The organism is Stenotrophomonas maltophilia, from assembly GCF_013464915.1.
In the GTDB taxonomy this organism is placed as follows: Bacteria; Pseudomonadota; Gammaproteobacteria; order Xanthomonadales; family Xanthomonadaceae; genus Stenotrophomonas; species Stenotrophomonas maltophilia_AT.
The window spans coordinates 142,533-161,244 of sequence record NZ_RAVT01000005.1 but is presented as its reverse complement, the minus strand read 5'-3'; the positions used below and the strand labels follow the sequence as shown (position 1 = coordinate 161,244).

The window sequence follows — 18,712 nt, the reverse complement described above, 5'->3', positions numbered from 1 at the left end:
GCCAGCGGCTGGGCCGGGCCCCGGAGGGGGACTTGCGCCGTCCCCCGCAACCGGACCCACTCCGCCACCCCACAGGAAGCCCGCTGTTGCTTCGGCTGTTGCTTCTGAGGTTGCCGGCCAGCGGCCGGCACTACCGCGGGTGCCGGGCGCAGCCCCGCCGTCACCTCACCGCCCCTGCGGATCCGGCCGGTGATGCACGTACTCGACCACGGTGCCATCGGGATGCACCGCATTGAACGCCGCCCCGGTCGGCACCACCTGCAACGGGAAGATGATCTCGGCACCGGCCGCGACCAGTTTGTCGTGATAGGGCCGAACGTCATCGACCAGCAGTGTCCCGGTGGTCGAGGTGAACGGCGCCAGCGAAGTCTCGCTGCCCTCGATCAGCAGGAAGGCGCCGACCATCGCCAGGCGAAGCCCTGCCTCCGGGAACGGGAACCCTGCATCGGCCACCACGCCCTGCAGCTGCTCGTAGAAGGCCACGCTGCGCTCCAGCTCGCCCGGCGCCACGAACACCCGGATCAGCACGCGCGGCGCGCGCTGGCTGGAGGTGTCACAGCGGTCGCGCCAGAGATGGTCGAAGTCGCGATGTACGGTCATGGGCTCGGTTCGTGGCCAGGGACCCTCATTATCGGCAGCCTCGCACGGCGCGCTGATGACCGCCGGTGATGGCCTGATAACCGGCCGCGGGATGCGCCTGTGACTTAGGTCCTGTTGACAGGTGTGAACGCCCTCGCACAATCTTCACAGGATTGGGTCGCCCTGCGCGGCCTGGGCAGGCAGGTTGTCACGCCGGGAGGAGGGTCCCGCGCGCAGACCGGCCCGTCCTTCGGCCTGCGGGACGTTGCCTGGCAACCCCTGCGCGGCATGAACGCTGCACCCTTCGGCGGCACTTTCCCTGGACCGATTGCCTTGGCAACGGAATTACGCCTGCCGATGAAAACGTTTACAAAGCCGCTTGCACTGTCCCTGGCCCTGTCTGCCGCACTGGCCGCCCCGGCCTGGGCCGACCCCGCCGCGTTCACTGTGCTGACCCTGGAACAGGCGCCCAGCGCCGAGGCGATGCCGGCCCTGGCTGCGCAGCTGAAGAGCCTGAAGGTGGACGCGGTGAGCGTGCGTCAGGTGCAGCGCGGCATTGGCCAGGTCGATCCGCTGCAGGTGCTGGCCGACGGACTGGGTTACGAATACCGCTTCATCGCCGCCGGCAAGGACGATGGCCAGACCCAGCGCGGCCAGGCCGTGCTGACCCGGCTGCCGATCGCTGCCGAGTCCGGTCCGGACCAGCCGGGCCTGAATTACCTGCGCCTGGACGATGGCCGCCACACCGTCGCGGTCTATACCGACGCTGGCGCGGGTGCCGCTCAGTTGCCGGCGCTGGTCACCCGTTCGCGGCTGGGCGCACCGGCGGTGCTGCTCGGTGCGGTGGCCGGTGAATCGGCCAAGGCCGCTGGCTTCGATCCGGCGCGTGTCGCGCTGGAAGCCGATGCCAGCTACTTCAGCGATGGCTTCCAGGCGGCCAGCAGTGCACCGTTCAAGGTGGAAGGCAGCACCCTGCGCGCCACCCTGCTGACCCTGGCCTATGCCGCCGATAAACATGGCGACAGGCCGTGGATGGACACCACCCTCAACGCCGATGCGCGCGCTGCGTTGCTGCTGAAGGCGATGACCGAGGATGAGAAGTTCCAGATGCTGCACAGCTACTTCGGGCTGGGCAAGGACGGTGGCCCGCTGCCGGAAGGTGCGGTCGGTTCGGCGGGCTTCGTGCCGGGCGTGGCGCGGTTGGGCATTCCGTCGCAGCAGTCGGCCGATGCCGGCGTGGGCGTGACCAATCCGGGTGGCATCCGTCCGGGTGACTTTGCAACCGCGATGCCGTCCGGCCCGTCCACCGCCTCCAGCTGGAACCGCGAAGTCGCCTTCGCAGGCGGCGCGACGATGGGCCGGGAAGCGTGGCAGCAGCGCTTCAACATCCTGCTGTCGGGCAGCGTCAACCTGCAGCGCGACCCGCGCAATGGCCGCAACTTCGAATACGCCGGTGAAGACCCGCTGCTGGCCGGTTCGATGGTCGGCGCACTGATCCAGGGCGTGCAGAGCCAGCACGTGATCTCCTCGATGAAGCACTTCGCGCTGAACGATATGGAGACCCGCCGCAACTTCCACGACGTGCGCATCGGCGAACAGGCCATGCACGAGTCGGACCTGCTGGCGTTCGAGATCGCGCTGGACGCCGGTCGCCCGGGCGTGGCGATGTGCTCGTACAACAAGATCAACGGCACCTACGGCTGCGAGAACGGCTACCTGATGAACCAGGTGCTGAAGCAGGAATGGAAGTTCCCCGGTTTCGTGATGTCCGACTGGGGCGGCGTGCACAGTGGCTCGAAGGCGGCGCTGGCCGGCCTGGACCAGCAGTCGGCCGGTGAAGTGTTCGACGCGGCGGTGTTCTTCGATGAACCGCTGCGCCTGGCCGTGCATGGCGGCGTGGTGCCGCAGGCGCGCCTGAATGACATGGTGGCGCGCATCCTGCGCACGATGTTCCTGCACGGCAATTTCGACAACCCGCCGCAGCACCAGAGGGTCGACGCCGAGGCCGGTTTCGCCGTGGCCCAGCGCACGGTGGAAGAAGGCAGCGTGCTGCTGCGCAATGAAGGCAACCTGTTGCCGCTGGCTGACAGCGTGAAGCGCATCGTCATCATCGGCGGCCATGCCGACAAGGGCGTGATCGGCGGTGGTGGTTCATCGATGGTGGGCGTGACCGCCAAGGGCACCAATGCGGTGCCGGGCGTGCTGCCGACTACCTGGCCAGGCCCGGTGATCTTCCACCCGTCCTCGCCGCTGGAATCGCTGCGTGCGGTGCGTCCGGATGCAACTTTCGAGTATGTGGATGGCAGCAACGCCGCCGCTGCGGCCAAGGCAGCCGCGCAGGCCGACGTGGCCATCGTTTTCGCCACCCAGTGGGCGGCCGAATCGGTGGACCTGCCGGACATGCAGCTGCCGGACAACCAGGACGCGCTGATTTCGGCGGTGGCCAAGGCCAACCCGAAGACCGTGCTCGTACTGGAAACCAATGGCCCGGTACGCACGCCGTGGCTGGCGCAGGTGCCGGCGATGCTGCAGGCCTGGTACCCGGGCATCCGCGGTGGCGAAGGCATTGCCGCGCTGCTGACCGGCCAGGTCAACCCGTCGGGCCGCCTGCCGGTGACCTGGGTGGTGGACGAATCGCAGCTGCCGCGGCCGCACATCGACGGCCTCGGCTTCAAGCCGGCCAAGCCGTTCGGTGATGTGTTCGATTTCGATATCGAAGGCGCCAACGTCGGCTACAAGTGGATGGCGGCCAAGGGCCTGACCCCCACCTTCGCCTTCGGCCACGGCCTGTCCTACACCTCGTTCGCCTATGAAAACCTGAAGGTGAGCGTGGAAGGCTCGCGCCTGGTCGCCAGCGTCGACATCCGCAACACCGGCAAGCGCCCCGGTGCCGACGTCGCCCAGCTGTACCTGAAGCTGCCGGCCGGCAGCACCACGCCGATCCGCCTGATCGGCTACGACAAGGTGACCCTGCAGCCGGGCGAACAGCGCCGCATCCGCATCGAAGCCGAGCCGAAGACCCTGGCCCACTACGATGCGCAGGCCCGCCAGTGGAAGATCGACGGCGGCACCTACCAGGTGCAGCTGTCGCGCAACGCTGCCGAGCCGCTGCAGACGGTGGATGTGCAGCTGCTGGAGCAGGTGCTGCGCTGAAGCTTGAAGGCATGGCCCCGCAAGGGGCCATGCAAAAAAGGGGACGGAGGGGATTAAGTCGTTTATGCATAAACGACTTAATCCCCTCCGTCCCCTTTTTTCATGTGGCGAACCACCCGCGCAGGAAATCAATCAGCTGCCGCACCTTCGGTGAGGGCTGCGTGCTGTGCGGATAGACCGCGTACACGCTCTGCTGCGGAAAGCGATGATGGCGCAGCACTTGCCGCAGGCGGTCGTGGGCCAGGTCGTCCTCGATCAGCCAGCGGGGCAGCACGGTAACCCCGGCGCCGGCCACGGCGAACGCGCGCAGGCTGCTGGCGCCATCTACGCGCACGACTGCATTGCCGGGGTTGGTGGCGAACAACGCATCGCTGCCATCCGGAGCCACCACCGGCACGTCGGACAGGCGTGGATAACCGAGGCGGGGCAGGGTGCCCAGCTGTACGGGGTCATCGGCAGCATCGGCGGAGGGCAGGCGTGCCAGCAGCGACGGAGCCGCCACCGCGCACAGCGGGTGGCGCTCCAGTTCGCTGGCATGCAGGCCCGAGTCCGGCAGGCGGCCGAGGCGGATCGCCAGGTCGAAGCGTTCAGGAATCAGGTCCGCTGGCGCCGGAGAGGTTGAAAGGTGCAACTGCAGGGCCGGGTGCCGCGCACGGAACGCCTCCAACGCGGGAATCAAGCGCAGCTGTGCATACTCCGGCGTGGTGGTCAGGCGCAGCATGCCCTGCAGCTGGTGCTGGTCGCGGCGCGCGGCATCGATTGCCGCCTGGGCGGCGTCCAGCGCCTGCACGCAGTGCTGCAGGAACTGCTCGCCGGCCTCGGTCAGGGCCAGGTAGCGGGTACTGCGCAGCAGCAGGGTCACGCCCAGCTCCTGCTCCAGCCGCTTCAGGTTGAAGCTGACCACCGCGCGGCTGAGGCCGAGGCGATCGGCTGCAGCAGTCAGGCTGCCCGCCTCGACCACGGCGCGGAAGATGTCGAAGCGATCGAGGCTGACCATGGCGGCCTATTGTCAAAAAAGATTTGACAGTGTTGCAGCTGCCGTCGTGTTTTTCCAACAAGGCCCGCACGGCATGCTGCCCGCTTCCCCGCTGGAGCGCCGCCGATGTCGTCCCCCCGCCTGCGCCATGAGGCGATCTTCCTGCTGGTGTTCGCCCTGGACCTGGTCAACATGTTCATCGCCACGGTGGCCTATCCGGCATTGGCGGCGGACCTGCATGCCGATGTCGGTACCCTGGCCTGGGTCGGCACCGCCTACATGCTGGGCCTGAGCGTGGTGATTCCGCTGGCGCCCTGGCTGGCCGCGCGCTGTGGCGAGCGCCGGTTGCTGCTGGCGGCGCTGCTGGTGTTCGCCGCCGCTGCCATGCTGGCCGGTGCCGCGCCGGGTATCGGCTGGCTGCTGGGATGGCGCCTGCTGCAGGGGCTGGCCGGCGGTTTGCTGATTCCAGTGGCGCAAGCGGCGGCCTACCGCCAGTGCACGCCCGAGCAGCGTGGCGCGCTGACCCGGCGCATCCTGCTGGTGGCGTTGCTGGTGCCGGCACTGGCGCCCGCGCTGGGCGGGTTGCTGGTGCAGTGGCTGTCCTGGCGCGGTGTGCTCTGGGCCAGCCTGCCGCTGGCCGTGGTGGCGATCGGCCTGGTGCTGGCGTGGATGCCGGCCGACGGCGCGCGTAGTGCGCCACGCCTGCAGGCCTATGCGCTGTCCACCGCGATGGCGGCGCTGGGCGCGCTGCTGCTGGCGCTGACCTGGCTGGGCGAACCCGGCCATCGGGCCGCCGGTGCCATGCTGCTGCTGATCGCATTGCTGCTGGCGGCGGTTCACCTGCGGCATGCACGGCAGCAGGCGCATCCGTTGCTGCGCTGGTCGCTGCTGTCCCATCGCGGGCTGCGGCTGGCAATGCTGGTGTATCTGGCAGTGCCGGGCGTGTTCATCGGCAGCCAGCTGGTCAGTACCCTGCAGTTGCATCAGGCCGGCTACAGTGCCGCGCGCATCGGCGCGCTGATGCTGCCGTGGGCGCTGGCCTCGGCCATTGCGATCACGGCAAGCAAGCGCCTGCTGGCCGGCGTCGGTCCAGTCATGGTGCTCCGTATCGGCATGTTGCTTCAGGCCAGCGGTCTGTTGTTGATGGCACTGCTGCCGCAGCCGGTCTTTGCCATTGCAGCATTGCTGTTTGCCTTGATGGGCGCCGGCGGCAGCCTGTGCAGCAGCACCGCGCAGACGCTGGCCTTCCATGGGATCGAGGGCGAGGCGCTGGGTGATGCCAGCGCACTCTGGAACCTCAACCGCCAGCTCAGTTTCTGCCTTGGCACCGCCGCCATCGCGCTGCTGCTGGCATTGGCCATGCAATGGCTGCCGGAAAACGCCACGCGCGTGGCGTTGGGGCTGGCCGCCGTACTGACCCTGCTGCCGCTGGCGCTGCTGCGCCGGTCGCACTCTGTTTCTCTTTCCCAACCCGAGAATGCCTGATGGATATCACCGCAGAACATGAAATACACCACCTGCACGACAAGCTGCAGGCCTGGTTCCGTGCCGACCTCAGCGCCGATGCGCTCGATGATCTGATGAGGCATTTCTGTGCGGACTTCAGCATGGTCGGCATCGCGGGACGCAGGCTGGACCGGATTGCCGTGCAGGCACTGTTTGCGGGCGGCCATGGTGCGCGTCCAGGGCTGCAGATTTCCGTCGAGGCCGTGCAGGCGGTAGAAGCGCCTCCACCGCTGGCGGTGCTGCGCTATCGCGAAGGGCATTCAGTGGGCGAAGGGACGGTTGCCTGGCGGGAATCGTTGGCCGTGCTGCGGCAGGAAGAGGGCCGTTGGCGCTGGCTGGCGCTGCATGAAGTAGCGGCAGCCTGATCGGTAGTGCCGGCCGCTGGCCGGCAATCGCGTACCGTGCCCGGGATGGATGAAGTTGCCGGCCAGCGGCCGGCACTACCGGTCGCCGGCGAGCGCAGCGGCACCGGCGGGCACATGTGCCATCAGTCCTGCCTGCTTCCGCCGCAGAATGCAAAGCCTACCCACACTTCACCGTGCAAGGCAGGAGTAGGCTGGGGTCTTTCCTGCCGGGAGGGTTGTCCATGCGTGTGCGTGCCGTTGCAGTAGCCATCGCCCTTTGCCTGTCCAGCAGCGTGCTGGCTGCCGATACCCCGCCGATGACCCCGGACATCAGCGGCAAGCCCTTCGTTGCGCCGGATGTCGGCCGCGACTACGACAAGCGCGTGGTGATGGTGCCGATGCGTGATGGCACCCGGCTGTATACGGTGATCGTGGTGCCCAAGGGCGCCCGCAATGCCCCGATCCTGCTGACCCGCACTCCTTACGACGCTGCCGGTCGCGCCAGCCGCAGTGATTCGCCGCGCATGCGCGACCTGCTGCCGCAGGGCGACGAGGTGTTCGTCGACGGCGGTTACATCCGCGTGTTCCAGGACATTCGTGGCAAGTACGGCTCCGAAGGCGATTACGTGATGACCCGGCCGCTGCGTGGGCCGTTGAACAACACCAAAGTTGACCATTCGACCGATGCCTGGGACACCATCGACTGGCTGGTGAAGAACGTGCCGGAGAGCAACGGCAAGGTCGGCATGCTCGGCTCGTCGTACGAGGGCTTCACCGTGGTGATGGCGCTGACCGACCCGCACCCGGCGCTGAAGGTGGCTGCGCCGCAGAGCCCGATGGTCGATGGCTGGATGGGTGACGACTGGCTCAACTACGGTGCGTTCCGCCAGGTCAACTTCAACTACTTCGCAATGCAGACCGAGAAGCGCGGCAAGGGTACGCCGCTGCCCAGCCTCGGTTACGACGACTACAGCACCTTCCTGCGCATCGGTTCGGCTGGCGACTACGCGCGTTTCACCGGCGTGGACCAGCTGACCTGGTGGAAGAAGCTGGTCGAACATCCGGCCTATGACGGCTTCTGGCAGGGCCAGGCGCTGGACGCGGTGATGGCGAAGACACCGCTGAAGGTGCCGACCATGTGGCTGCAGGGCCTGTGGGACCAGGAGGACATGTGGGGTGCCAACCACGCCTACCAGGCGATGGAAGGGCGCGACAGCGGCAACAACCGCAATTACCTGGTGATGGGCCCGTGGCGGCACAGCCAGGTGAACTACAGCGGCAGCGAGCTGGGCGCGCTGAAGTTCGATGGCGATACCGCGCTGCAGTTCCGCCGCGATGTGCTCAAGCCGTTCTTCGACCAGTACCTGGTGGACGGCGCGCCAAAGGCCGATACGCCGCCGGTGCTGATCTACAACACTGGCGAGAACCACTGGGACCGCTTGAAGGGGTGGCCGCGCAGCTGCGACAAGGGCTGTGCCGCCAGCAGCAAGCCGCTGTACCTGCGGGCTGGTGGCAAGCTGGCTTTCCAGGCGCCGGCGGCGGGCGAGGGCGACTTCGAGGAGTACGTGTCCGACCCGGCCAAGCCGGTGCCGTTCGTGCCGCGCCCGGTCCGCTTCGGTGACCGCGACATGTGGACCACCTGGCTGGTCAAGGACCAGCGCTTTGTCGATGGCCGCCCGGACGTGCTGACCTTCATCACCGAGCCGTTGACCGCGCCACTGCGCATCGGCGGCACGCCGGTAGTGCACCTGCAGGCTTCGACCAGCGGCACCGACAGCGACTGGGTGGTGAAGCTGATCGATGTGTATCCGGACCAGGAAGCGTCGACGCCGGAGATGGGTGGCTACGAGCTGCCGGTGTCGTTGGCGATCTTCCGTGGCCGCTACCGCGAAAGTTTCAGCGATCCGAAGCCGCTGGCTGCGAACCAGGTACTGCCGTACCGCTTCGACCTGCCCAACGCCAACCACACCTTCCAGAAGGGGCACCGGGTGATGGTGCAGGTGCAGTCCAGCCTGTTCCCGCTGTACGACCGCAACCCGCAGACCTACGTGCCGAACATCTACCTGGCCAAGCCGGGTGATTACCAGAAGGCCACGCAGCAGGTCTGGCACAGCGCGGCGCAGGCCAGTTACATCGATCTGCCGGTGTATTGAGGCCCACAGGGTGACGCCGGGCATGGCCCGGCGCTACCTGGGCCCGCGCGATGCACGACGGCTTTGGTAGTGCCGGCCGCTGGCCGGCATCCGCGATGGCGCGAGAGCGTGTCGACCAAGGTCGACACCTACCAAGGCTGGGCCATGGCATGCCGATCGACCAAGATCGACGCCTACCAGGGCCTGGGCCTTCAGCCCACCTTCGAGGGGCCCGTGCGCCAGCGGCTGGGCACCAGGCCGAAGCGCTTGCGGAACGCGGCGGCGAAATTACTGGGGTGACGGTAACCACTGGCGGCAGCGGCCTGCTCGACCGTCCAGCCGTCTTCGCGCAGGCCCTGCTCGGCGTGGCGCATGCGCTGCTCGTGCAGGTAGTCGAACACCGAACTCCCGTACTGCTGGGCGAAGTGACGGCGCAGCGAGCTGGGGCTCATGCAGGCCAGCTGCGCCAGTTCGACCAGGCTGTGGGCATGGCTGGGGTCATCATGCAGGTAGGCGCGCACCCGCTCCAGCCGTTCGCGCTGGCCAGCACGCAGGGTGCGCACCTGCTCGGTCTGCAGGTCCTCGGCCTGCAGGCCGACGGCGAGCAACTGCAGGGCGACGCCCTCGCGCCACAGCGCATCGATGCCGTCCTGCCAGGGACTGTCGAACAGCTGGCCCAGCACCGGCAGCAGGGTGTGCGGAATCGCCCAGTGGCGGCACTCCAGGTGAGTGCTGAGCGCCGTGTGCAGCTGCGGCAGCTGGAACAGATCCGGATCGATCTCCGCCGGTACCATCACGCTGACGCCGCGCATGCGCGTTTCGCCGGGATGTGCACCGGTCATTTCGACCTGTTCGCGGTGGTGCGCGGTCATCGCAGTGCCCGCGCGCAGGGTGAAGCCGCTGCGCCGGGGAATGCGTACATCCACCTGCCCCTGCAGCATCACGCGGATGGCCAGCCCGGGACTCTGCTGGGCAGTGGCGACGTATGGAAAGCGATTGTGGACGTCGGATGCGATCAGGCTCATGCCACCGCGCAGGAACTGCTCGTTGACTTCGCCATGGCCGGCCCACTGGTCGTCGCGCAGGTGTTCCGGGTCAGCGCGGTAATCGAAGCCGTGGCGGTGGCCGAAGCGGCGGTAATCGGCAAAAGTGAAGTATCGGGACATTGCTCGGCATGTGCGCAGGAGGTGGACACTGGCAGTACCTCGCCCATGCGCTCTGCATTGCAGATGCAGTTCCGGTCGTGGCCTGTGCGGACCCGCTGCGATGCGGTGGCGATGGCACGCTGGATGGCTGGGGAAACGCCAGATTGGAATGAGTGTGTCGAAGAAACTGGAAACGTTTCCCATTGTCGCCTTGATTCATCTGCATTTGATTTCGAGATGGTCAAAACGATTGACGATTACGGCCAAAGTGAAAATGCTGCTGAACATACGCCAGCGTTTTGCATGCATATCCGTACGCAATTCCATACATCAACTTGAGTTGAGGTTTTACGCGTGGAACGATCACCCGCGGACGGGCTGTCTGCCGGGTCATCACGGATGAAGGCGTAGCGTGACGGGTTCGCGGCGACACGCCGCATCGATACCCCCACAGATGGAGAATGCAGATGATCGATTACCAGCTCACCGGCAAGACCGCGATCGTGACCGGCGGCGTATCCGGCATCGGCCTGGCGGTCGCGCAGACCCTGGCCGCTTCCGGTGCGCGCGTTTCGGTATGGGACCTGAAGCAGGACGCGGTGGATGCCACGGTGGCATGGCTGCAGGGCAGTGGTGCGCAGGCCATCGGCATCGCGCTGGACGTGACTGACGATGCCGCCGTCGAGGCGGCGGTGCAGCGCACGGTAAAGGAGCTGGGCGGCGTGCATATCGCGGTCAACAACGCGGGCATCAGTGGACCGGCGGCCAGCAGTGGTGACTATCCGGTGGAAGGATGGCAGCGCGTGATCGACGTCAACCTCACCAGCGTGTTCCTGTGCCAGCGTGCGCAGATCCAGGCCATGCGTGCCGCCGGCACGGGTGGCAGCATCATCAACATGGCCTCGATCCTGGGCCAGGTGGGTTATGCCGGTTCCACCGCGTACGTGGCGGCCAAGCACGGCGTGGTCGGGCTGACCCAGACCGCAGCCTGGGAGCATGCAGCAGACGGCATCCGCGTCAACGCGGTCGGCCCGGGCTTCATCAGCACGCCGCTGCTGGAGAAAATGGACCCGAAGGTACGCGCCACGCTGGAAGGGCGGCATGCACTGAAGCGGCTGGGTACGGCCGAAGAAGTGGCAGCACTGGTGGCCTGGCTGGCCAGTGACGATGCCTCGTTCGCGACCGGCGCGTACTACGCCATCGATGGTGGCTACCTGGCGCAGTGATGCGTTGAACGCAGGGTGCGGTGACGCCGGGCATGGCCCGGCGCTGCCAGGTGAACGGACTGTGGCGTGGTCTTCACCTCTGTGCCACGGGTGCCACGCGACGCTCCGGGAAGTTACCGGAGTCTTGCCCATGGAACTTACCCAGGATGTCTCGATCCTGCTGCGCGTGGCTGCAGCGATGCTGTTCGGCGGCGTACTCGGCGTCGAGCGCGAAATGGGCAAGCACGCCGCCGGCCTGCGCACCCACATGCTGATTGCCGGCGCTGCTGCGCTGATTGTTGGACTCGGCGATTCAGTGGCAGAGCATTTCCAGCAGGAGCGTTACCGCGACCTGCTGCAGGTTGACCCGGTACGTCTTATCGAAGCGGTGGTGGCCTGCGTGGGATTCGTGGCCGCCGGCACCATCCTGCGCGGCTCGCGCGAGGACCAGGTCAGCGGGTTGACCACGGCCAGCTCGCTGATCATGGCGGCTGCCATCGGCATTGCCGTGGGTATCGGCAAATACGTGATTGCGATTGGTGTCAGCGTGCTGTGCGTGCTGGTGCTGGCGGTGATGCGGCGGTTGGAGAAGAAGATCTCGTAGGGGWGGGGGCGGACGAGGTTGCCGGCCAGCGGCCGGCACTACCACGGGTGGCTGTAGTGGTACGACCAATATGTGATCTAGCCCTATGGTCTAATAGGCACTTCGTCGGAGTGGCGGTTAAATCCGCTCCACGTGGCCTGATCCAGATTGATATTGGTACGACCAATAATCGACAGGCACGGCGACCCACCGCCTGCGGTGGGGCACATCCCGCCCCCAGTCGAGAGCTTCCATGCAGCCCTGGCAACACCTGTACGACCCCGCCGGCAACCTGTGGTTGTCGAGCCTGATCGCGCTGCTGCCGATCGCGTTCTTCTTCGTTGCCCTGGCCGTGCTGCGCATGAAGGGTTGGCTGGCCGGCACCATCACCGTGGCCATCGCGCTGGGTGTGGCCCTGCTGTTCTACCGCATGCCGTTGACCCAGGCGCTGGGCGCGGCCGGCTTCGGCTTCGTCTATGGGCTGTGGCCGATCGCCTGGATCATCATCGGCGCGGTGTTCCTCTACAAGGTCTCGGTCAAGACCGGGCAGTTCGACATCATCCGTGCCTCCATCCTGTCGGTCACCGAAGACCAGCGCCTGCAGATGCTGATGGTCGGCTTCGCCTTCGGTGCCTTCCTGGAAGGCGCGGCAGGTTTCGGCGCGCCGGTGGCGATCACCGCGGCGCTGCTGGTCGGGCTGGGCTTCAAGCCGCTGTATGCCGCCGGCCTGTGCCTGATCGTCAACACCGCGCCGGTGGCGTTCGGTGCGATGGGCATTCCGATCATCGTGGCCGGGCAGGTCACCGGCCTGGATGCATTCGAGATCGGCCAGATGGCCGGCCGCCAGCTGCCGTTCCTGACCCTCATCGTGCTGTTCTGGATCATGGCGATCATGGATGGCTGGCGCGGCATCAAGGAAACCTGGCCGGCGGTGCTGGTGGCCGGTGGCTCGTTCGCCATCGCCCAGTACCTGACCTCCAATTTCATCGGCCCGGAACTGCCGGACATCACCGCGTCGCTGGCGTCGCTGGTGTGCCTGACCCTGTTCCTGCGCCGCTGGAAACCGGTGCGGATCTTCCGCTTCGATACCGAAACCAGCGCCGAGGCGGCCGCACAGGCACTGGAAGCGCCGCGCTACAGCGTCGGCCAGATCGCCAAGGCGTGGTCGCCGTTCCTGATCCTCACAGCAATGGTCACGTTGTGGAGCATCAAGCCGTTCAAGTCGCTGTTCGCGGCCGGCGGTCCACTGGAAAGCTGGGTGCTGAAGATCCCGGTGCCGGGCCTGGACCAGATGGTGCAGAAGATGCCGCCGATCGTGGATGCGCCGCTCAGCTACGAGGCCATCTACAAGTTCGACTGGTTCTCGGCCACCGGCACCTCGATCATCCTGGCCGCGGTGATCGCCATCATCGCGCTGCGCATGCCGGCCCGTTCGGCGCTGCAGACCTTCGGCGAGACAGTGCGTGAGCTGCGCATGCCGATCTACTCGATTGGGATGGTGCTGGCCTTTGCCTTCATCGCCAACTATTCGGGCCTGTCGGCAACGCTTGCGCTGGCACTGGCGCATACCGGCGACGCGTTCCCGTTCTTCTCGCCGTTCCTGGGTTGGCTGGGCGTGTTCCTGACCGGTTCGGATACCTCGTCCAATGCGCTGTTCTCGGCACTGCAGGCCACCACCGCACAGCAGATCGGCGTGTCCGACGTGCTGCTGGTCGCGGCCAACACCACCGGCGGTGTCACCGGCAAGATGATCTCGCCGCAGTCGATCGCCATTGCCTGTGCGGCGGTCGGCCTGGCCGGCAAGGAATCGGACCTGTTCCGCTTCACGGTGAAGCACAGCCTGATCTTCACTACGATGGTCGGCCTGATCACCCTGGCGCAGGCCTACTGGCTGACCTGGATGATTCCCTGAGCCATGCACGGTCAGCTGACCATCCGCTGCGCGCTTCGGGCCACAATGGCGCCATGAGCACGCAACGTATTTCCGATAAGGTGGCCGCACAGCTGCGCGGCCTGGTGCAGGAACAGCGGCTGCAGCCGGGCGACCGGCTGCCGGCCGAGCGCACGCTGGCAGTGCAGCTGGGGGTCTCGCGCACGGCACTGCGCGAGGCCATCGCGCAGCTGGCCAGCCAGGGTCTGCTGACCGCACGGGTTGGTGGCGGCACCTACGTGGCCGAACCGGCGGCGCGCGCGCGGCAGGCCCTGGATGAACCGCTGGCGCCGTACCTGCCGCTGTTCCAGGGCGACCCGGAGTATCGCTTCGACGTGCTGGAGATCCGTCACGCGCTGGAAGGTGCCACTGCCTGGCATGCAGCGCTGCGTGCCACCGACGAGGACCGCACGCGCATCGCGCAGGCCTTCCAGACCATGATGGATGCGCATGGCAAGGATGACCCCACCGGTGAAGCCGAGGCCGATGCGGCCTTCCACCTGTCCATCGCCGAGGCCTCGCACAACCTGGTGCTGCTGCAGGTGATGCGCGGCCTGTTCGAGCTGCTGCAGACCAACATCTCGCAGAGCCGCGAGAAGCTCTATACGTCGGCGAGAACCTTTTCGCCGCTGTCCGACCAGCACCGCGAGATGATGGACGCGGTGCTGGCCGGCGACCCGGAACGCGCGCGCGCCGCCGCGCATGCCCACCTCGAGTTCGTGCACACCACGCTGCGCACCCTCGATGACAACGAAGCCCGGCGTGCGCGGGCCTCGCGTCTACCTTCCCCACACGGTTGACCCCATGATCATCTCCGCCTCCACCGATTACCGTGCCGCAGCGCAACGCCGGCTGCCGCCGTTCCTGTTCCACTACATCGATGGCGGCGCGTATGCCGAGCACACGCTGAAGCGCAACGTTTCCGACCTGTCCGACATCGCGCTGCGCCAGCGCATCCTGCGCAACATGTCCGACCTGAGCCTGGAAACCGAGCTGTTCGGCGAAAAACTGGCGATGCCGGTGGCGCTGGCGCCGGTCGGGCTGACCGGCATGTACGCACGGCGCGGCGAAGTACAGGCGGCGCGCGCGGCCGACAGCCGGGGCATCCCGTTCACCCTGTCCACCGTGTCGGTGTGCCCGATCGAAGAAGTGGCGCCGGCCATCCAGCGGCCGATGTGGTTCCAGCTGTATGTGCTGCGCGACCGTGGCTTCATGCGCAACGCGCTGGAGCGGGCGCAGGCCGCCGGCGTGACCACGCTGGTGTTCACCGTGGACATGCCGGTGCCGGGCGCGCGTTACCGCGATGCGCACTCCGGCATGAGCGGCCCGAACGCCTCGCTGCGCCGCATCGGCCAGGCCATCACCCACCCGCACTGGGCATGGGACGTGGGCCTGTTCGGCCGCCCACATGACCTCGGCAACATCTCCACCTATCGCGGCAACCCGACCGGGCTGGAGGACTATATCGGCTGGCTTGGCAGCAACTTCGATCCGTCCATTTCGTGGAAGGATCTGGAATGGATCCGCGAGTTCTGGAAGGGCCCGATGGTGATCAAGGGCATCCTCGACCCGGATGACGCACGGGATGCGGTGAAGTTCGGCGCCGATGGCATCGTGGTCTCCAACCACGGTGGCCGCCAGCTGGACGGCGTGCTGTCCACCGCACGCGCACTGCCGGCGATTGCCGATGCCGTGCAGGGCGACCTGAAGATCCTCGCCGATTCGGGCATCCGCACCGGCCTGGACGTGGTGCGCATGCTGGCGCTGGGGGCCGACACCGTGCTGTTGGGCCGCGCGTTCGTCTACGCGCTGGCCGCGCAGGGCGAGGCCGGCGTGGCCAACCTGCTGGACCTGATCGCCAAGGAAATGCGGGTGGCGATGACGCTGACCGGCGCGCGTCGCATCGCCGATATCGGCCGCGATTCACTGGTCAGCCTGCCGTGAGCGGCCACGATGCCGTGCTGGCGCAGTTGCGCGACGCGGTCGGCAGTCGCCATGTGCTGACCGGCGACAAGGCCACGCGCCGCTTCCGCCGCGGCTATCGCTTCGGCGAAGGGCCGGTGCTGGCGGTGGTGCGCCCGGGTACGCTGCTGGAACTGTGGCGCGTGCTGCAGGCGGCGGTGCAGGGTGGGGCAGCGATCATCCTGCAGGCGGCCAACACCGGCCTGACCGGTGGCTCGACCCCGGATGGCAACGACTACGGGCGTCCGATCGTACTGGTCAGCACGCTGCGGCTGACCGGCATCCAGCTGTTGAACGAGGGCCGCCAGGTGCTGTGCCTGCCTGGCGCGACGCTGGACCGGCTGGAGCAGACGCTGGCACCGCTCGGCCGCGAGCCGCATTCGGTGATCGGCTCGTCCTGCATCGGTGCGTCGGTACTCGGCGGCATCTGCAACAACTCCGGCGGCGCGCTGGTGCGCCGTGGCCCAGCCTATACCGAACTGGCACTGTACGCGCAGGTCGATGCGCAGGGCCGGCTGCAGCTGGTCAACCATCTGGGCATCGCGCTGGGCGATACGCCCGAGCAGATCCTGCAGCGCCTGCAGGCAGGTGACTACCGTGCTGCCGACGTGGGTGACGGTGACGGCCGCGCCGCCTCCGATCCGCGCTATGCCGAGGAAGTGCGCCGGGTCGATGCCGATACTCCGGCGCGATTCAATGCCGACCCCAGCCGCCACTTCGAGGCAGCGGGATCTGCCGGCAAGCTGGCAGTGTTCGCGGTGCGCCTGGACACCTTCGAAAAAGAGGTGGCCGAGGTCTTCTATATCGGCAGCAACCGCACCGACAGCCTCACCGCGATCCGACGCCAGCTGCTGACCGGCTTCGAACGCCTGCCGATTGCCGGCGAATACATCCACCGCGATGCCTATGACATCGGCGAACGCTACGGCAAGGACAGCTTCCTGCTGATCGACCGCCTCGGCACCGCGCGCGTGCCGGCCGCGTTTGCATTGAAGAGCCGGGTTGACGGCTGGTTCGAGCGGCTGGGCCTGCGCGGGGTGACCGACCGGGTGATGCAGGTGCTGACAGGCCTGCTGCCCTCGCACCTGCCCAAGCGCATGGGCGAGTTCCGCCAGCGCTATGAGCATCACCTGCTGCTGAAGGTGTCCGCGCAGGACGCAGCGGACACCGAAGCCTGGCTGCGCGACTTCTTCGCTGGCCACGAAGGCGGCTATTTCCACTGCACGGCGGAGGAGGGGCGCAAGGCCTTCCTGCATCGCTTCGCCGTGGCAGGTGCCGCGGTGCGCTACCGCGAGGTGCATCGCGACCAGGTGCAGGACATCGTCGCGCTGGATATTGCCCTGCGCCGGGATGATGCCGATTGGTTCGAGCAGTTGCCGGCCGATATAGACGGCCGCCTGCTGCACAAGCTGTATTACGGCCACTTCCTGTGCCACGTGTTCCACCAGGACTACATCGCGCGCAAGGGCGAAGACCCGATGGCGATCGAGCATGCGATGTGGGCGCTGCTGGACCAGCGTGGCGCCGAGTATCCGGCCGAGCACAATGTCGGTCACCTGTACCCGGCCAAGCCGGCGCTGGCGGGCTTCTACAGGCAGCTTGATCCGAGCAATACCTTCAACCCGGGTATTGGCCAGACGTCGAAGGCGAAGGGATGGGGTGGCTGCGACTGCAATGGGCATTGACGGATACAACGCGGCTTTACTGTAGAGCCGAGCCGATGCTCGGCTGCTCTTCCCGATAGACAGCAGTCGAGCATGGCTCGACGCCGCCCGGTCAACGGTTACCATCGGAAGCCCGTATGCAGGAGCCATCCATGCCCACCGCTGCCGCCCGCGCCACCCTGAGCGCTGCACTGCTGGCGACCCCGCTGCTGGTGCTGGCCCAGGGCTCGATCCTGCCGCAACAGCATGATGCCGCCGGCAACGTGATGGAGCCGCTGGGGCAGGTGCTGATCGCGAATGAGACTGGACCGTCCGGGCTTTATGACTGCACCCGGGACGGCAACTGGTGCGTGCGCGTGCAGCCGGTCTCCGAGGAGGGTGACCGGCCCACCATGCTTGAAGTGCTGGAAAAGGCGCAGGACCAAGGCAAGCTCCACAGCTATCACGTCAGCATCGATGTGCCGCAGGAAAGCGAGCTGAAGCTGTGGCCCTGGATTGTGCGCCTGGCTCCGGGTGTCGGCAGCGATGAACCGGTGACCGACCCGCAGCAGCGCGCCCGCCAGAACGTGCTGGTGGGCGGCATCGTCACGTTCAACGCCATGTATTCCGGTGGAGGTGCCGACGCATCCACGCTGCAGTTGGCACGGGTGCGCCACCTGCAGGACGACATCCAGGTGGACGATGATGTGCTGACCCTGCCATGGCTGGGCAACGCGATGATCCGTGCCTGCTTCAGTGAACAGGACAGCAAGCAGCGCGCAGGCGCCTGCCACGACGAGTACGGCTTCTCGGCGAAGCTGGGGCTGGACGTTGCAGGGCAGGGCATGCCGGTGCTGCGCTACCAGACGGTGGCGACGCGGTTCCCGGCCGGCGTCTCACGTTTCGAGGATTCGCTGGCCAAGGGGCCGCTGAAGAAGAAGGACCTGCGCACCGAGCAGGATCCGGCGTGCACCTATACGCGGCTGTTCCGCTTCAGTGATGGGATGTTCCTCCCCGACCAGCCACTGCCGGATTGTGCCGGCTATACCGAACCCTGAACCCTGTAGAGCCGAGCCTACGCTCGGCTGGCTTTCCGTGCGGCCTGACCGGAGAGCAGCCGAGCGTGGGCTCGGCTCTACAGACCCCCCCGCGGCGCTTACTCGCAACGGGTGGCGGTGATGATGTTGTCCTTGTCCACGAACACGCGCAGGCGGTCCTGGCGGATGTCCTTGGTGGTGATGGTGCTGGGGCCGATCGGGTTGACCAGGCCGGCACCGCTTTCGGCAGACAGGCGGCGGATGTTGGGTTCGTTGGCTGGCTGGCCGATCGCCCAGCCCAGCTGGCTGGCGTCGCAGCGGCCGCTGCCTTTGACTTCCGGGCCAGGCGTGCTGACGCAGGCCGACAGCAGCAGGGCCGAGGCGGGCAGCAACAGGAACAGACGGAAGGTGGACATGCGAGCGCTCCTGCGCAGGGGAGATGGCGGGAACGATAGCACCCGGCGTGCAAAAGGCGTCAGCACCCTGGTCATTGCCGGCACAGCGTGGTCGTTGCATA

At 67.0% G+C, this 18,712-nt stretch carries 16 protein-coding genes; 12 read left to right on the top strand and 4 right to left on the bottom strand.

The window, feature by feature from the left end; genetic code table 11:
- Positions 1 to 165 precede the first annotated feature (165 nt).
- Positions 166 to 600 (bottom strand): VOC family protein, encoded by a 435-nt coding sequence (locus D7T59_RS02130; protein WP_180851166.1) that lies wholly within the window; start codon positions 598 to 600, stop codon positions 166 to 168.
- A 336-nt stretch (positions 601 to 936) separates the two neighbouring features.
- On the opposite strand from D7T59_RS02130, the gene D7T59_RS02125 reads away from it, so the two are divergent.
- The gene (locus D7T59_RS02125) at positions 937 to 3,732 is read left to right on the top strand and encodes a beta-glucosidase family protein (RefSeq protein ID WP_180851165.1); all 2,796 of its coding nucleotides are present in this window, start codon (positions 937 to 939) and stop codon (positions 3,730 to 3,732) included.
- A gap of 100 nt (positions 3,733 to 3,832) precedes the next feature.
- On the opposite strand, the gene D7T59_RS02120 is transcribed toward D7T59_RS02125, so the two are convergent.
- Complete coding sequence (locus D7T59_RS02120) at positions 3,833 to 4,729, bottom strand: LysR family transcriptional regulator (RefSeq protein WP_180851164.1); 897 nt, start codon at positions 4,727 to 4,729, stop codon at positions 3,833 to 3,835.
- A gap of 105 nt (positions 4,730 to 4,834) precedes the next feature.
- On the opposite strand from D7T59_RS02120, the gene D7T59_RS02115 reads away from it, so the two are divergent.
- The 3 genes from D7T59_RS02115 to D7T59_RS02105 all read left to right on the top strand — a co-directional run bounded on the left by D7T59_RS02115 (position 4,835) and on the right by D7T59_RS02105 (position 8,711).
- On the top strand, positions 4,835 to 6,193 hold the full coding sequence (locus D7T59_RS02115; protein ID WP_180851163.1) for an MFS transporter: 1,359 nt from the start codon (positions 4,835 to 4,837) through the stop codon (positions 6,191 to 6,193).
- On the top strand, positions 6,193 to 6,579 hold the full coding sequence (locus D7T59_RS02110; RefSeq protein ID WP_180851162.1) for a DUF4440 domain-containing protein: 387 nt from the start codon (positions 6,193 to 6,195) through the stop codon (positions 6,577 to 6,579). The genes D7T59_RS02115 and D7T59_RS02110 overlap by 1 nt, the downstream gene beginning before the upstream one ends.
- 221 nt (positions 6,580 to 6,800) lie before the next feature.
- The gene (locus D7T59_RS02105; protein WP_180851160.1) at positions 6,801 to 8,711 is read left to right on the top strand and encodes a CocE/NonD family hydrolase; all 1,911 of its coding nucleotides are present in this window, start codon (positions 6,801 to 6,803) and stop codon (positions 8,709 to 8,711) included.
- Between the two features lie 191 nt (positions 8,712 to 8,902).
- Here D7T59_RS02105 and D7T59_RS02100 read toward each other — a convergent pair whose 3' ends face one another.
- Complete coding sequence (locus D7T59_RS02100; RefSeq protein ID WP_099553206.1) at positions 8,903 to 9,856, bottom strand: helix-turn-helix transcriptional regulator; 954 nt, start codon at positions 9,854 to 9,856, stop codon at positions 8,903 to 8,905.
- 45 nt (positions 9,857 to 9,901) lie between these two features.
- Here D7T59_RS02100 and D7T59_RS02095 point away from each other — a divergent pair, with 45 nt between their 5' ends.
- The 8 genes from D7T59_RS02095 to D7T59_RS02060 all read left to right on the top strand — a co-directional run bounded on the left by D7T59_RS02095 (position 9,902) and on the right by D7T59_RS02060 (position 18,216).
- Entirely contained in the window at positions 9,902 to 10,174 is a 273-nt protein-coding gene (locus tag D7T59_RS02095) for a hypothetical protein (protein ID WP_164136475.1), read from the top strand.
- Between the two features lie 128 nt (positions 10,175 to 10,302).
- Positions 10,303 to 11,061, top strand: coding sequence for an SDR family NAD(P)-dependent oxidoreductase (locus tag D7T59_RS02090; RefSeq protein WP_180851159.1), 759 nt, complete (start codon positions 10,303 to 10,305; stop codon positions 11,059 to 11,061).
- A gap of 130 nt (positions 11,062 to 11,191) precedes the next feature.
- Positions 11,192 to 11,644 (top strand): MgtC/SapB family protein, encoded by a 453-nt coding sequence (locus D7T59_RS02085; RefSeq protein WP_111111908.1) that lies wholly within the window; start codon positions 11,192 to 11,194, stop codon positions 11,642 to 11,644.
- 232 nt (positions 11,645 to 11,876) lie between these two features.
- On the top strand, positions 11,877 to 13,535 hold the full coding sequence (lldP, locus tag D7T59_RS02080; RefSeq protein ID WP_164136477.1) for an L-lactate permease: 1,659 nt from the start codon (positions 11,877 to 11,879) through the stop codon (positions 13,533 to 13,535).
- Between the two features lie 53 nt (positions 13,536 to 13,588).
- Positions 13,589 to 14,353, top strand: a complete 765-nt coding sequence (gene lldR / locus D7T59_RS02075) for a transcriptional regulator LldR (protein ID WP_012480578.1) — start codon at positions 13,589 to 13,591, stop codon at positions 14,351 to 14,353.
- A gap of 4 nt (positions 14,354 to 14,357) precedes the next feature.
- On the top strand, positions 14,358 to 15,497 hold the full coding sequence (lldD, locus tag D7T59_RS02070; RefSeq protein WP_010485059.1) for an FMN-dependent L-lactate dehydrogenase LldD: 1,140 nt from the start codon (positions 14,358 to 14,360) through the stop codon (positions 15,495 to 15,497).
- The gene (dld, locus tag D7T59_RS02065; protein ID WP_180851157.1) at positions 15,494 to 17,200 is read left to right on the top strand and encodes a D-lactate dehydrogenase; all 1,707 of its coding nucleotides are present in this window, start codon (positions 15,494 to 15,496) and stop codon (positions 17,198 to 17,200) included. The genes lldD and dld overlap by 4 nt, the downstream gene beginning before the upstream one ends.
- A gap of 131 nt (positions 17,201 to 17,331) precedes the next feature.
- A complete protein-coding gene (locus tag D7T59_RS02060) occupies positions 17,332 to 18,216 on the top strand; it encodes a hypothetical protein (RefSeq protein WP_180851156.1) in 885 nt (294 codons plus the stop codon).
- A gap of 98 nt (positions 18,217 to 18,314) precedes the next feature.
- Here the strand turns inward: D7T59_RS02060 and D7T59_RS02055 are convergent, their stop codons facing one another.
- Positions 18,315 to 18,611 (bottom strand): hypothetical protein, encoded by a 297-nt coding sequence (locus tag D7T59_RS02055; RefSeq protein ID WP_164136481.1) that lies wholly within the window; start codon positions 18,609 to 18,611, stop codon positions 18,315 to 18,317.
- Between the last annotated feature and the right edge of the window lie 101 nt (positions 18,612 to 18,712).